The organism is Pseudomonas sp. LBUM1649, from assembly GCF_059716155.1.
On sequence record NZ_CP166807.1, the window covers coordinates 6,606,299 to 6,621,461 of the forward strand.

The following is a 15,163-nucleotide window of genomic DNA, read 5'->3' on the forward strand; positions in this document are numbered from 1 at the left end:
GCAACTTAACTTTATTACAGGAGTTACATGCAATGAGCATTAAAACCAAAGACTGGACCGCACAAATCAACCGGATGCCTGGCGCAGCTTCATTCCGCATCTTTGGCACCGTAACGGTTGCCCATACGGGCATTACGCCGAAGCTGGTCATGAGTGCACTGCAAGACAAATCCTTTGATCTGCGCCTGGAATTGCAACTTGAAAAGTCCAACGACATTTCGCTGCAGGTAGAAACAGACGAGTTTGTCGAATACAAAAAAATGGGCAACTCAAATGTCACCGGCGTCAGTATCTTCTACGATGGCAAATTGCTGCACCATATCGATAAAGTACTGATTACCGATTAAGTATCTCCCGCGCTTTAGAACTTCCCGCCAGACACGCAGGTGCCAGGCGGGAAACCTCGTCGTTCACGTTACGCCTTGCGCTTGTAGCAAACCCGCCAAAGCCTCGGCCTCAACCGGCCGGCTGATCAGATAGCCCTGCACTTCATCGCAGCGTTCGGCTTGCAAAAACTCAAGCTGTTCCAGCCGTTCCACGCCTTCAGCCACCACCTTCAATTTCAAGCCGTGTGCCATGGCAATGATCGCCCGGGTGATCGCCGCGTCTTCTGTGCCCTCTCCCAGTCCCCGGATAAATGCCTGATCGATCTTCACGTAATCCACCGGGATGCGCTTGAGGTAGCTCAGGGACGAATACCCCGTGCCGAAATCGTCGATCGCCAGCTTCACCCCCAAATCACGTAGTTGCTGGAACGTCGCGATAATGTGCTCGACGCTGTCGAGTAACTGGCTTTCGGTCAGCTCCAGCTCCAGGTAATGCGGCGCCAGTCCGGTTTCTTCCAAAACCTGACGTACCAGGCTGACCAGCTTGCCTTGGCGCAATTGATGCACCGACAGATTGACCGACACCCGAATCGCCTCGAGCCCCAGGCGCTGCCACTCGCATGCTTGCCAGCAGGCTTGGCGCAAGACGAACTCACCGATCGGGCCGATCAACCCGGTCTCCTCCGCCAGACCGATGAAATCCCCCGGCGGCACACGCCCCATGGTCGGGTGGTCCCAGCGCACCAAGGCCTCGGCGGCATTGAGCTTGCCCGTGGCGAGGCACAGTTTCGGTTGGTAAAACACCTTTAACTGCTTTTCTTCGACCGCTTTACGCAGATGGTTTTCCAGCTGCAAGCGTTCAAGAGTGCTGGCTTGCAAGCTATCGGTGTAGAACTGGAAATTGTTGCCGCCCAAATGCTTGGCGTGCTGCATGGCCATGTTCGACTGACTGACCAATGCGGATATTTCCCGGGCGTTGTCCGGCAACAGGCTGATGCCCATGGATGCACTGACCACCAGCTCATGACCCTCGACGGTCACCGGCAAACGCAATTTGGCCGACAAGCGAGTCGCCACCCGCGCCAGACTGGAGAGGTTGCCGTAGGCATTGAACAGCACGGCAAATTCATCGCCGGACAAGCGTGCGATGGTGTCTGCCTCAGGTAATGCGTTGACCAGGCGCCGGGCTATTTTCTGCAACAGCTGATCGGCCACTTCGTGACCCAGGCTGTCGTTGAGCTGCTTGAAGCGATCCAGATTGATGTGCAACAACGCCAGGCTGCGATAACCGCCCTGACGCACCCGCTGATGCGCCTCGCTAAGCCGTTCGCGGAACATCGAGCGATTGGCCAGGCCCGTGAGTTCGTCGTAATGGGTCAGATAGCGCATGCGCTCTTCGGATTCTCGCCGCGCCGAGAGATCCGCGAAAAAGCCGACAATATGACTGACATGTCCTCGGGTATCGCGTACTGCGGTCAATTGCAGCCATTGCGGATACATCTCGCCATTCTTGCGGGTTTCCACCAGCTCACCCTGCCAACTGCCGTGCTGCTCCAGCGCTTGATGGATCGCACCGAAATGCCGGCGCGCATCGCGACTGCAGGGCAACTCGACCACGTTGCGCCCGAGAATTTCCTCGATTTCATAGCCGGTGACCCGGCTGAAGGCTTGATTGACTGCGATCAGGGCATAACTCGGATCGAAAATCACAATACCTTCGCTGGCTGCCTCGAACACCGTCGCAGCCAACTGCAATTGCTCCTCCTGGGCCTTGCTGACACTGATATCGCGCCGCGTTCCCACCATGCGAATCACCCGGCCATTGTCGGCGCGTTCCACCGCCCGTCCGCGGTCCTCGATCCACACCCAGTGGCCATCGCCATGCCGCACGCGGTACTCGATCTGGTAATCATCGGTGCGGCCCTTCAAATGCTCGACCAACGCCCTTTTCAGTGCAGGAAGATCGTCGGGGTGCAGACGGGGCTTGAGGTGGCGCAGGATCGCCGTTACCTGTTCCGGCTTCAGGCCGAACAATTCCTGGATGTGTGTGTGATGGACTTCGTCGGTTTGCAGATTCCAGTCCCACAGCCCCAGTTCGCTGGCGTTCAATGCCAGCGCCAGGCGCGCCTCACTCTTGCTCAGCGCTTGGTTGGCCGCGTCCAGCTCCAGACTGCGCTGGGCGACACGGCTTTCCAGGTCGACCTGGATTTCGCGCAATTCGTCTTCGGCTCGCCGACGCTGATCGATTTCCCTGCCCAGCTTATGATTGAGCTGGTCGCTGCAGTTCTGCGCCTGCTGCAGATGCTCGATCAGCGCCTGATTCTGAAAACGTCGCAACAGGCCGCGATCGATCAGCCGATTCACTTGCCAGGCGACCACACTCAACGCACCCAGCAAAATCAGGCCGAACCAGCCCCAACCGTGTTGCTGCTCGTCTCCACCCCAGAACATATAGGCAATGGCCGGCAACAGGCAGGGCAAGGTGAAGGACAGGAACGCCGGCAAACTCACCGCGTAGGCCACGCTGGCCGACAGCGCCGCGGCACCGATCAAGCCGAAGACCCACGCTTGTTGAATGAAGTTATCGGCGGGAACCAGCGCAATACCGGCACCGGCCAGGGTCAGGCCAGTGAGACCAGAGCCCAGTAAAAACATGCGCCGCCAGATCGGATGCGCCTGGCGGTTGGGAATCGCCGAATCGAAGGCCGCCACCTGGATCACCCGCAATGCGACCAGCGACAGCAACCACACCAGCCAGACGCTGACCAGGAAGTAACGCTGCGGGCTCCAGAGCAATCCGGCGCACACCAGGCCATTGACCAACATGAACAGCGTGGGCAGCAAGGAGCCTTGATACAACAGACGCGTGCGTTCGACCGCCATTTCCATGGCGAATTGTTTACGAATAACCCGGGGCTCCACAGTAGGGCCCGACAGGTCGAAGCTGAGGGTCATAGGCAAAGTTCTTGTTCTTATAATGATGAGCATGAGCCCGAAACGTCGACGGAGCATACACAAGCCAATGCCCGTACCAAACTGCTCCCGATCAAAAAACAGACAAAAGTATCAGCCGCCAGGCATGGCAGAATGCCATCAAACGGGCCCGGCAAACGATTGCAGTCGATGACTGACCGGTCGTCCCGTGCGTAACTTTCATCGGCTAAAACAAAGCGGGGTTTGCCCGGGGTGACGCGGCCCCCTAGAATGCCCCGATGCGCGATGATCTCTCCCTTCTGCTGAACTCCCTCAACGATGCCCAACGCCAGGCCGTAGCTGCCTCCGTGGGTCGTCAGTTGGTCCTGGCCGGTGCTGGTTCCGGTAAAACCCGAGTGCTGGTGCACCGTATCGCCTGGTTGATCCAGGTCGAAAACGCCTCGCCCCACTCCATCCTGTCGGTGACCTTCACCAACAAGGCTGCTGCCGAGATGCGCCATCGCATCGAGCAGTTGATGGGTATCAACCCGGCCGGTATGTGGGTCGGCACCTTCCACGGCCTGGCTCACCGCTTGTTGCGGGCGCACTGGCAGGAAGCCGGGCTGAGCCAGACCTTCCAGATTCTCGACAGCGACGACCAGCAACGCCTGGTCAAGCGGGTGATCCGCGAGCTCGGCCTGGACGAACAGCGCTGGCCCGCCCGTCAGGCCCAATGGTTCATCAACGGGCAGAAAGACGAAGGCCTGCGCCCGCAACACATTCAAGCCAGCGGCGATCTGTTCCTGGCGACCATGCGCGGCATCTATGAAGCCTACGAGGCCGCCTGCCTGCGCGCCGGCGTGATCGACTTCTCCGAATTGCTGCTGCGCGCGCTCGACCTGTGGCGCGATCACCCTGGCCTGCTGGCGCATTATCAGAAACGCTTCCGGCACATTCTGGTGGACGAGTTCCAGGACACCAACGCCGTGCAGTACGCCTGGTTGCGCCTGCTGGCCAAAGGTGGCGACAGCCTGATGGTGGTCGGCGACGATGACCAGTCGATCTATGGCTGGCGTGGCGCGAAAATCGAGAACATCTACCAGTATTCCGAAGACTTCCCGGACGCCGAAACCATTCGCCTGGAGCAGAATTATCGCTCCACCGCGGGCATCCTCAAGGCCGCCAATGCCTTGATCGCCAACAACACCGGACGTTTGGGCAAGGAGTTGTGGACCGATGGCGGCGACGGCGAAGCCATCAACCTGTATGCCGCGTTCAACGAACACGATGAAGCACGCTATGTTGTCGAAACCATCGAAAGTGCGCTGAAAACCGGCTTGGCTCGCAGCGATATCGCGATTCTGTACCGCTCCAACGCCCAATCGCGCGTTTTGGAAGAAGCCTTGCTGCGCGAGCGCATTCCGTACCGCATCTATGGCGGCCAGCGCTTCTTCGAACGCGCTGAAATCAAGAACGCCATGGCCTACCTGCGATTACTCGAAGGCCGTGGTAACGATGCCGCGCTGGAACGGGTGATCAACGTGCCGGCCCGGGGCATCGGCGAGAAAACCGTCGAAGCGATCCGCGACCATGCCCGCCACAGCGATGTGTCGATGTGGGAAGCGATGCGTCAACTGGTGGCCAATAAAGGCGTTACCGGCCGGGCAGCCAGCGCGCTGGGCGCATTTGTCGAGTTGATAGAGAACCTCGCCGCCAAGTGCATGGAAATGCCGTTGCACCTGATGACCCAGACCGTCATCGAACAGTCGGGGCTGATCGCCTATCACCAAGCGGAAAAAGGCGAGAAGGGACAGGCCCGGGTAGAAAACCTTGAGGAACTGGTCAGCGCGGCACGCAACTTCGAAAACAGCGAAGAGGACGAGGACCTGACGCCACTGGCGGCCTTCCTCGGTCACGCATCGCTGGAAGCCGGCGATACCCAGGCCGACGAACACGAAGACAGCATTCAATTGATGACCTTGCACAGCGCCAAGGGCCTGGAATTCCCCTATGTGTTCCTGGTGGGCATGGAAGAAGGCCTGTTCCCGCACAAGATGAGCCTGGAAGAACCCGGCCGTCTTGAGGAAGAGCGTCGCTTGGCCTATGTCGGCATCACTCGGGCCATGCAGAACCTGGTGATGACCTATGCTGAAACCCGACGTCTGTACGGCAGCGAGACCTACAACAAGGTATCGCGATTCGTACGCGAAGTGCCCAAGGGCCTGATTCAGGAAGTACGGCTTTCCAACAGCGTCAGCCGTCCATTTGGCGGCAACCAGTCGATGAGTGGCAGCAACCTGTTCAGCGGCAGCGAGATTCCGCAGACCGGCTTCAGCCTGGGCCAGACTGTGCGCCACTCGATCTTCGGTGACGGCGTGATCCTAAACTTCGAAGGCGCCGGGGCGGCGGCTCGGGTACAGGTCAACTTCAGCGAAGGCAGCAAGTGGTTGATGCTGGGGTATGCCAAGCTGGAAGCGCTCTAACATCTACCCGGACGCTTGATCGTTCCCATGCGCAGAAAGGAATGCATCCCGTGACACCCTGCGTCACAGTGGACGCAGAGCGTCCATGGCGGCGCTACCACGCAGAGCGTGGGAGCGATCATCGGATGAGGTATTCATGCTCGCGCTGCGACGCTAGATATCATTCCTACAGAACTTTTCCACTTACCCTACAGACCAAAGGTAACAGGCCCTATTGCGCTGACTGAAGCTGAATGCAACCTGTCAGGCAAAAGCCCGAAACACTCTGCCGCTAGCCAGTAACACTTCAGCTGTGCAACATGGCGCGCGTGCCTTCCACAAATGGGAATTCCCTTTATGAAACGTTTTCTTAGCATCGCCATGGCGTTGTGCATCGGCCTGACGATGAGCCTCGACGCCAATGCCGCCAAGCGCTTTGGTGGTGGCAAAAGCGCAGGCGCTGCGCCGACACACCAGACCAGCCAGATGGCTCCTTCTTCTCCGGGCATGGGCGGCGCTGCGGCGACCGCTGGTGCAGCCGGTGCCGCTGGCGCCGCAGCCAAGGCCGGTGGCGCTTCGCGCTGGCTCGGCCCTCTGGCCGGCATCGCCGCCGGTGGCCTGCTGGCGTCCATGTTCATGGGCGACGGTTTCCAGGGCATGCAGATCTTCGACATCCTGATCATGGCGGTCATCGCGTTCCTGGTCTTCCGCTTCATCGCCGCTCGTCGCCGCAAGCAGCAAGCGCAGTATGCTCCGGCCGGCCACGCGCCGATGCAACGCGAAGCCTTCGAACCCAAGCCTGCTGGCGGTTCGATCTTCGGCGGTTCGGCTGCACCTGTTGCCGCTCGTCCGGTCATCAATGCTCCGGCCTGGTTCAACGAAAATAGCTTCATCGAAGCCGCGCGCAATCACTTCCAGTCCCTGCAGCAGCACTGGGACGCGAACGAAATGGACAAGATCGCCGAGTTCGTGACCCCGCAAATGCTGGAATTCCTCAAACGCGAACGTGCTGACCTGGGTGACGACTTCCAGTCCACCTACATTGATAACCTCAATGTGCAACTGGACGGTGTTGATGACCGTGCCGACAAGACCATCGCCACCCTGACCTTCAGCGGCGTGTCGAAATCCTCGCGTTTCGACCAGGGTGAAGTGTTCAGCGAAAGCTGGAACATGGAACGTGCACAGGGCGAAAACCAGCCTTGGCTGGTGGCCGGTATCCGCCAGAACGGCTGATTCCCCTCCGCGCTTCACTTGATGTAATAAAAACCCCAGCCTCGGCTGGGGTTTTCTATTTCGCGGTTGCATCTATAGCGAGCTACTGTATAAACCGCCCCATATAAACCGCGCCATACAAGCAAGAGGATCCCGGACGTGGAAGAAATCATCGAACAACTGCGTGAAGCCAACGAGCCGGTACCGGTCCCCTTGGAGTTGCCCGACGAAGATCTGCTGGTCGAAATCGAAGAACAACTGTTCATCGACATTCCGTTCGTCTTCAGAGAATTCCTGCTGACCGTCAGCGACGTGGTCTATGGCAGCCTGGAGCCCGTTACCGTCACTGACCCGCAATCCCACACCTACCTGCCGGACGTTGCCGCCAACGCCTGGGATGCAGGCGTCGATCGCAGCCTGATCCCGATCTGCCAGGACGGCGACGACTACTACTGCGTCGAAGAAGACGGTACCGTGGTGCTTTGGCAGGCCGAAGAAGAGCTGATCGCCGAAGAAACCTGGGAATCGGTATGGCACTGGGCGCGGGACGTCTGGCTGGAAAGCTGAGCCTGCCGACGCCTCACATGATCAATGCCCCGGCGAATCCTTGTGGTTTTCCAGGGTATCGAGCAAGGCCACCTGCATCCGTGTGTGCACACGGATGAACCAGCGCCAGAGCAGCGCCGCTACCGCCGCCGCGACCACGGCGATCAGGACCAGCAACTTGTTGGTCGGCAGAATACTGGCCGACAAGGCCGCCAACAGCAGGAAAATCACCAGCAGCGAGAGGATCGGGATCACTTCGGAGATCACCCGGCGCACTCGCTGCGTGTGACGGCCCGCCATCTCCGGTTTGACGCCCATTTCCGCCAGCAACATCGACAATGCCTTGAGCTTGCGATACGCGGCAATCAGGAATGGCAGCGACAGCAGCAGCGCGCCGCCCCAGATCAACGCTTTCTGCCAGCTCGGGTCACTGATCCAGCCTTGCAGGTAAGTGGACATGCCTTCGGCGAAGTAAGCCCCGGAAAAGAAGATCGCGATCACCAACGCCAGATTGACCCCCACCTGCAGCAAGATCCGGCGAATCATTGATGCCAGCAATGCGCCCTCGCCTTGCGGCTGGATGCTCCGCAGCCATTCGCCATACATCCCCAACACTCGACCCAGTCGTTGCGGCATCACGGCGGCCAGTTTGATCGACAGCGGGTCTGCTGCCCGGATCAGATAGGGTGTGAGCAACGTGGTGATCACTGAAACCGCCACGGCTACCGGGTAAAGAAAGTTACTGGTGACCTACAGGGTCATGCCCAGCGATGCAATGATGAAAGAGAATTCGCCAATCTGCGACAGCCCCATTCCAACGCGCAGTGAGGTTCGTCCGTCGTTGCCGGCGATAAAGGCGCCAAGGCCGCAGGACAGCATCTTGCCGAGCACCACCGCCACGGTGATCACCGCAATTGGCCAGGCGTATTGCAGCAAAATCATCGGATCGAGCATCAGGCCGATGGCGACGAAGAAAATCGCACTGAACAGGTCGCGGACCGGTTCGATCAGGCGCTCGATTTTCAGCAACTGCCGGGACTCAGCCATGATCGCGCCAATCAGGAACGCACCGAGCACCATGCTGTACTCCAACTTGACCACTAGCAGGCAGAAGCCAAAACACAGGCCCAGCACGGTGATCAGCAGCATTTCGTTGCTTTCGAATTTGGCCACGTAGGCCAGCAAGCGCGGCACCAGCAAGATACCAATGACCAGCGCGACGATCATGAACAGCGAAAGCTTGCCGACGGTGGAGAACACTTCACCTGAACTGACTGTGCCGCTGACCGCGATACTCGACAGCAAGGCGATGATGCCGATACCCAGGATGTCTTCGACGATCAGTACGCCGAATATCAACTGCGCAAAGCGCTGGTTTTTCATCTTCAGGTCATTGAGCGCCTTGACAATGATCGTGGTCGAGGAAATGGCCAGAATCGCCCCGAGGAATAGCGAGTCCATGGTGTTCCAATCGAACCAGCGACCGATTTCGTAGCCGATCCAGATCATCAGTACGATTTCCAGGAACGCCGCGATAAACGCCGTGGCACCGACCTTGAACAGCTTGCGCAGACTGAACTCCAGGCCCAGGCAGAACATCAGGAAAATCACCCCCAGCTCAGCCAGGGTCTTGATGGTTTCTTCGTCGTGGATCAGGCCGAACGGCGGAGTGTGCGGGCCAATAATGAAACCGGCCACAATGTAGCCCAGCACCACCGGTTGCTTCAGACGATGAAAAAGTACGGTCACCACGCCTGCGACCAACATGATCACTGCCAGATCCTGAATAAAACTGATGGCGTGCATGGCGTGGGGCTCCTTGGGTGCAATGGCTGAACCACCGGACGCGGGAAGCGTCCGATCGAGCAGTGTAAAAATCTGCTTCTCGTGTAGGATTTTTTCTCTGGGTCTGGGCTTTTGCAGGGTAACACCGCGACTTCCGGCGCAAAGGCGGTGCAATATATGGAAACAGATCGATTGGGCGTGACGGCGGCTGCACGTGCGGCGTCCCGATATCTGTTGGTTTGAAAAAAACCGCTGAAGCGCCCGCAGAGGTGCGTCCCTCAAACCTTGCCTAGACCCGTGAGAACGCTATGGAACCCGGAAACGCCCAGCTGTCGATGACAGTATTGATGACCCCCGACATGGCCAATTTCTCTGGCAATGTTCATGGCGGCACCCTGCTCAAGTACCTCGACGAAGTGGCCTACGCCTGCGCCAGCCGCTATGCCGGCCGCTACGTGGTGACCCTGTCGGTGGACCAGGTGATTTTCCGAGAGCCGATCCATGTCGGTGAACTGGTGACCTTCCTTGCGTCGGTCAATTACACCGGCAACACCTCCATGGAGGTGGGCATCAAGGTCGTGACCGAGAATATCCGTGAGCGCTCGGTACGCCATACCAACAGCTGCTTCTTCACCATGGTCGCAGTGGATGACCAGCGCAAACCTGCGCCGGTGCCGCCGCTGCAACCTGAAAACAGTGAAGACAAGCGCCGTTATATCCAGGCCCAACAACGCCGTCAGATTCGTCAGGAGCTGGAAAAGCGTTATCAGGAAATCAAGGGCGACGCTTAAAGCAAAAGATCGCAGCCTGTAGGAGCTGCCGCAGGCTGCGATCTTTTTGCCGCAAACTGGTTACAAACTGATCGGGGTAGCCTCAAACCGCACTCGCGGATGGGCAATCCGGTCCTGCGCCCTTACCAGTTCCAACTCGTAACTGGCGCAGGCCTGGGTTTCCAGCAACACCTCATGCACCGCCGACGCGGCGAATTCGAAAGCCGCCACCAGGCTGTCGCCCAGCAGAACGCGGGCCAGAAACAACCCGGACGTCAGGTCGCCGACACCCACCGGCTGACGCGGAAACGCCAGCAGCGGACGCTGCAAATGCCAGCTGCCTCCGGCCGTCACCAGCAACATCTCAAAGACATCCGTTTTTTTGCCGGGATAATCCAGGTGCTTGACCAACACCGCCTTAGGCCCACGTGCCAGCAGCGCACGCGCCATCGCCAGACAATCGAACAGTGACTGCGGCTTGCGTCCCGAGAAACTGTCAAGCTCCAGTTGATTGGGGCACATGAAGTCGGCCACGGTGGCGGCCTCCTCCAGCAGGAAATCGCTGACTTCCGCCGGCACGCTGCAACCCTTCTCCGGATGGCCCATCACCGGGTCACACAGGTACAACGCCTTGGGATTGATCGATTTGATTCTCGCCATCCCCGTCAGTATCGCCCTGCCCTGGGCTGCACTGCCGAGGTAACCGGACAGTACCGCATCGCAATTGCCCAGCTCGCCAATGGCCGCGATACCTTCGACCAGATCGGGAATCTGGTGCGGTGCCAGTACGTCACCCGCCCACTGGCCGTACTGGGTGTGATTGGAGAACTGCACGGTATTGAGCGGCCAGACATTCACCCCGACCCGCTGCATCGGGAATACCGCGGCACTGTTGCCTGCGTGACCGAACACCACGTGGGACTGGATAGCGAGCAGATGGGGCGTACGTTTCATGCGGTGAGTTATCCGTAAAACGATTGAAATTCGAGCCGCGCAGTATGCGACTAAACGCAGCCTGTACGACAGACCGGCGACACAGTTAAGCTGACACTATCTTGTTGGAGCGCCCTGTTGATGCTGACCCTTGAAAATATTCTAGTGCTGATGCTTTTCGCTACCGCGGGTGCTTGGCTATGGCACAACCACGGCTTGCGCGAACACGCACTCGAGCGGGTCAAGCAGCATTGCGCCAAGTTCGGGATCGAGCTGCTGGATGGCAACGTGGCATTGAAAAAAATCGCCTTCATCAAGGATGCCAATGGTCGGCGACGATTGGCCCGTGTGTATAACTTCGAATTCACCGTGACCGGCGAAACCCGCCACAACGGTACCATCACACAATTCGGCCCGCACAGCGCACAGATCGAACTGGCGCCTTATCCCGTGCCATTCGACGACACCCCCACGGTGGTCGACGTGGTCAAGCCGCGTGCCGAGGTCATCGAGTTGAGCCAGTGGCGACAGGAACATACCAAGTGGCGGCCTTGAACCAATCCCTGGAGCTGCCGCAGGCTGCGATCTTTTGATCTTCACCCCAACCGACAGCCATCCAAGCCTTTTCTCAATACCTCAACATCCTGCGACTCACTAAAAATAAGTTCAAGCCGCGAATCTTGCCGCCATTCGCTACTTCTCCATTCCAGCTCCGCGTTATCCAGCGCATTGGCTGACACCCAACCCTCGACGCTGTGAATAACCAACTTGGCCCGCCGCCATACAACGCCTGCGAGCCACCGAGCGATCCTGTCAGTGTCAAAGGTCTGGCTCGGATGCCAGCGCCAACCAATGCTCCAGCCGTCCTCCTGCTCCTGACTCAAGCAAATCGGCAGCGTCGGATCAGTCCAGATCGCCGGCAACTGCGCCAACCCCTTGGGCGCCACGAAGTTATCCACACCCGCCACAGCCTGAGCGTTCAGGCCAGGCAATTGGCTCAATGGCATCGCCGCATGGTGCGCCCAGTACAGCGGGCGCACCGGCAACTGCGCGACGAGGCGCTGACGAGCGATTTCATCGAGGTGTTCCGACTTGTTCATCAGTAACAGACCAGAACTCTCCAGCGCCTCCTGTTGCGCCGGCGGGAGCGGCTTGCCAGCGGCAAGCGCCTGGGCGTCCAGTACCAGGACGCAGGGTTGGACACTCAGAACACCTTGCCACGGCGCTTCACGCAACTGCCTGAGCAACTGCGCAGGATGCCCCATCCCGGACGGCTCGATGAACAGTCGATCCGGTCGCGCCTTACGCAGCAAACGGCCGAGGCCGATCTGAAACGGCGCACCGTTGACGCAACACAAACAACCCCCGGCTACTTCACCCAGTGCGATACCATCGGCATCACGGGTCAGCAACGCGGCATCGATACCGATCTGACCGAATTCGTTGATCAATACCGCCCAGCGCTCGCCAGCGGGACGTTGTGCCAGCAGGTGCCTGATCAGGCTGGTCTTGCCGGCCCCCAATGGACCGGCGATGACATGGGTGGGTATGTTCTGCAACATGATCGAAGGTGTCTGAGGAGGTAAGGATGCGGTGGATAGGATTGCCGTTGTTGCTGGCGTTCAATGGCGGCGAGGCGCTGGCCCAGGCTTGCGTGGTCCACAGTCTGGCGGAACGGCTTGACGTGAAAGTCTGCCAGCAGAACCGCAACATTCCGCGAAAACTCTTCGCCGACGGCTTCTGCCAGCCAAACCTTGCGGGGCAGAAAGTCGAGGTGCAGTACGTCGACCAATGCCCTGATGGCGCGTTCGGCGTGTGCGGCAACGCCCAAGTCGCCAATATGCCTTACCGGCAGGATATTCACTATTACGGCGTTGCCACGGATGCGGCGTATTTGAAGCCGTTTTGCGAAGCCCAGAGCCAGGGGACCTGGCTCAAGCCTTGAGGGTCAAGCGGCGTCCTCATACCAAGGGCCGAACGGATCAGGCATCAAGCACCAGCCCTCTACCCCCAGCGCCATTTCCTCGTCGCTCAACAGGCTATCGTCAAGCTCGGCGGCGAGTCGCGCGAAATCGATGTTCTGGCCGATGAACACCAGTTCCTGCCGGCAATCCCCGCTTGCAGCATCCCAGTTCTGCAGAATGGCGGCGGTGCTTTCCTGGTCCTGCGGCCACTGATCCCTCGGCACGAAACGCCACCAGCGTCCGGCAAAACCATGACGCATCATCCCACCTGCCTGGGACCAGCTGCCAGCGTCCGCGTGTTTGCTCGCCAACCAGAAGAAGCCCTTGGAGCGCAGCAGCTTGCCATTCAGCCATGGGCGGTCGATGAAATTGAAGAAGCGCTGCGGATGGAAGGGGCGACGCGCACGATAGGCGTAGGACGCGATGCCATATTCATCGGTTTCCGGCACGTGTTCGCCGCGCAGATCCTGCAACCAGCCCGGCGCCTGCGCCGCTTTCTCGAAGTTGAAGCGACCGGTATCGAGGATCTTCTGCAGCGGCACTTCGCCCATGACCATCGGGATGATTTCCGCCTGAGCGTTGAGTCGTTCGAGGATTGCCATCAGCTCCTCGCGTTCGCGACTGCTGATCAAGTCGATCTTGCTGATCAGGATGACGTCGGCGAATTCGATCTGCTCGATCAACAGATCGGTTATCGCGCGCTCATCCCCCTCGCCCAACGTTTCGCCACGGGAAGCCAGGCTTTCGGCAGCCTGGAAGTCGAGCAGGAAATTCATGCCATCGACCACGGTGACCATGGTGTCGAGCCGGGCGATGTCGGTGAGGCTCTGGCCGTTTTCATCGCGAAAGGTAAATGTCTCCGCCACTGGCAGCGGTTCTGAAATGCCGGTTGATTCGATCAACAGGTAATCAAAACGACCCTCCCGGGCGAGCGAGCCGACTTCCTCCAACAAGTCTTCACGCAACGTGCAGCAGATGCAGCCGTTGCTCATTTCCACGAGTTTTTCTTCAGCACGATTGAGACTGACATCGCGCTGCACTTCGCTGCCGTCGATGTTGATTTCACTCATGTCGTTGACGATAACGGCGACTCGCAGACCATTTCTATTACGTAGTATGTAATTAAGAAGTGTACTTTTTCCGGCTCCAAGAAAGCCCGACAGGACTGTCACGGGAAGACGATTGGGCATCAGATGTTCCTCACAGGGTGCCCGGTAAAATTGTCGGGCTTGCTTTGATGTTATCATATAACATTGCAATCCAACTCCCATGATGGATCTGCTCATGAGCGCGCTGACTCTGCCGGATATCGCCACGCAGGCCTCATGCCAAGCCCTGCCACTGGAGTGGGTGGGCATGTGTGGCATTGCTCTTCCTGTTTTGCTCGACGGTAAAATATTGTCTGCAACGGCCGATGCCGGTGTGAGCCTCGATAACGGCGAGGCGCGCGGTATTCATATGTCGCGCCTGTACCTGGCGCTGGAAACGCTTGAGCAAGAAAGGCTCTCGCCCGGTCTACTGCGCCGGGTTTTGCACAGTTTCCTGGACAGTCACGAAGGGCTATCAAACGGCGCTTACCTGAACATTCACACCGATCTGCTGTTGAAAAGAGCGGCGCTGATCAGTCCATTGGCGGGCTGGAAAAGCTATCCGTTCAGCATCGAAGCACGTTTGAAAAACGCGATGTTCCACGTGGAACTTAAAATCGCGATGCCTTATTCCTCAACCTGTCCTTGTTCAGCCGCGCTTTCCCGACAACTGATTCAACAGCAATTCGTCGATGATTTTGCCAATCGGGCATTGCATCACGCCGAGGTACTGGCTTGGCTCGGCTCTTCTGCTGGCATCGTCGCGACACCCCACAGTCAACGCAGCACGGCGCAATTGAGTCTGCGTTTGCACGAGTGTCTGGAAGAGCTGCCACTGATCGCAGTCATCAACGACGCCGAAGCAGCGCTCGGCACCGCCGTACAAACCGCCGTCAAGCGCGCTGATGAACAGGCGTTCGCCTTGGCCAATGGACAGAACCTGATGTTCTGCGAAGACGCCGCTCGACGCTTGAACCTGGCCCTGAAACGCTCACCCGGCATCAGCGGCTTTCAGGTACGCGTTATCCACGCTGAAAGCCTGCATGCCCACGATGCCGTTGCCGAGAGTCGCTGGAACTGGGAGGCCGCATGAGCCGTTTTCAGGCTTTTCGCTGGGATATTTACCCAAGGACGTGGCGTGCACCAACATCGATCTGGTGC

12 protein-coding genes and 1 pseudogene are annotated in these 15,163 nt (G+C 58.7%); 8 read left to right on the plus strand and 5 right to left on the minus strand.

Annotated elements, in window-relative coordinates; genetic code table 11:
• Positions 1-32: 32 nt before the first annotated feature.
• The gene (locus ACA058_RS30710; protein WP_497637243.1) at positions 33-347 is read left to right on the plus strand and encodes a hypothetical protein; all 315 of its coding nucleotides are present in this window, start codon (positions 33-35) and stop codon (positions 345-347) included.
• Positions 348-410: 63 nt separating this feature from the next.
• On the opposite strand, the gene ACA058_RS30715 is transcribed toward ACA058_RS30710, so the two are convergent.
• On the minus strand, positions 411-3,281 hold the full coding sequence (locus ACA058_RS30715; RefSeq protein WP_497637244.1) for an EAL domain-containing protein: 2,871 nt from the start codon (positions 3,279-3,281) through the stop codon (positions 411-413).
• 257 nt (positions 3,282-3,538) lie between these two features.
• Here ACA058_RS30715 and uvrD point away from each other — a divergent pair, with 257 nt between their 5' ends.
• The 3 genes from uvrD to ACA058_RS30730 all read left to right on the plus strand — a co-directional run bounded on the left by uvrD (position 3,539) and on the right by ACA058_RS30730 (position 7,483).
• Positions 3,539-5,722, plus strand: a complete 2,184-nt coding sequence (gene uvrD / locus ACA058_RS30720; RefSeq protein WP_497637245.1) for a DNA helicase II — start codon at positions 3,539-3,541, stop codon at positions 5,720-5,722.
• 336 nt (positions 5,723-6,058) lie between these two features.
• On the plus strand, positions 6,059-6,937 hold the full coding sequence (locus tag ACA058_RS30725) for a Tim44 domain-containing protein (RefSeq protein WP_497637246.1): 879 nt from the start codon (positions 6,059-6,061) through the stop codon (positions 6,935-6,937).
• Between the two features lie 138 nt (positions 6,938-7,075).
• The gene (locus ACA058_RS30730) at positions 7,076-7,483 is read left to right on the plus strand and encodes an SMI1/KNR4 family protein (protein WP_003187120.1); all 408 of its coding nucleotides are present in this window, start codon (positions 7,076-7,078) and stop codon (positions 7,481-7,483) included.
• 21 nt (positions 7,484-7,504) lie between these two features.
• On the opposite strand, the pseudogene ACA058_RS30735 reads toward ACA058_RS30730, so the two are convergent.
• Positions 7,505-9,268 (minus strand): annotated as a pseudogene (locus ACA058_RS30735) (cation:proton antiporter).
• A gap of 287 nt (positions 9,269-9,555) precedes the next feature.
• Here ACA058_RS30735 and ACA058_RS30740 point away from each other — a divergent pair.
• Positions 9,556-10,038 carry an acyl-CoA thioesterase gene (locus ACA058_RS30740; protein ID WP_095194575.1) on the plus strand — a complete coding sequence of 161 codons (483 nt, stop codon included), beginning with the start codon at positions 9,556-9,558 and terminating at the stop codon, positions 10,036-10,038.
• Positions 10,039-10,098: 60 nt separating this feature from the next.
• Here the strand turns inward: ACA058_RS30740 and pdxY are convergent, their stop codons facing one another.
• Positions 10,099-10,971, minus strand: a complete 873-nt coding sequence (gene pdxY, locus ACA058_RS30745) for a pyridoxal kinase PdxY (protein ID WP_497637247.1) — start codon at positions 10,969-10,971, stop codon at positions 10,099-10,101.
• A 120-nt stretch (positions 10,972-11,091) separates the two neighbouring features.
• Here pdxY and ACA058_RS30750 point away from each other — a divergent pair, with 120 nt between their 5' ends.
• Positions 11,092-11,505 (plus strand): DUF3301 domain-containing protein, encoded by a 414-nt coding sequence (locus ACA058_RS30750; protein ID WP_497637248.1) that lies wholly within the window; start codon positions 11,092-11,094, stop codon positions 11,503-11,505.
• 41 nt (positions 11,506-11,546) lie between these two features.
• On the opposite strand, the gene ACA058_RS30755 is transcribed toward ACA058_RS30750, so the two are convergent.
• Positions 11,547-12,512, minus strand: coding sequence for a CobW family GTP-binding protein (locus ACA058_RS30755; protein WP_497637249.1), 966 nt, complete (start codon positions 12,510-12,512; stop codon positions 11,547-11,549).
• Between the two features lie 26 nt (positions 12,513-12,538).
• On the opposite strand from ACA058_RS30755, the gene ACA058_RS30760 reads away from it, so the two are divergent.
• Positions 12,539-12,895: an NADH:ubiquinone oxidoreductase gene (locus ACA058_RS30760; protein WP_497637250.1), complete on the plus strand. Its 357-nt coding sequence runs from the start codon at positions 12,539-12,541 to the stop codon at positions 12,893-12,895.
• Between the two features lie 3 nt (positions 12,896-12,898).
• Here ACA058_RS30760 and zigA read toward each other — a convergent pair whose 3' ends face one another.
• Positions 12,899-14,104 carry a zinc metallochaperone GTPase ZigA gene (gene zigA, locus ACA058_RS30765; protein ID WP_497637251.1) on the minus strand — a complete coding sequence of 402 codons (1,206 nt, stop codon included), beginning with the start codon at positions 14,102-14,104 and terminating at the stop codon, positions 12,899-12,901.
• A 94-nt stretch (positions 14,105-14,198) separates the two neighbouring features.
• On the opposite strand from zigA, the gene folE2 reads away from it, so the two are divergent.
• Positions 14,199-15,095, plus strand: coding sequence for a GTP cyclohydrolase FolE2 (gene folE2 / locus ACA058_RS30770; protein ID WP_497637252.1), 897 nt, complete (start codon positions 14,199-14,201; stop codon positions 15,093-15,095).
• Positions 15,096-15,163: the final 68 nt, after the last annotated feature.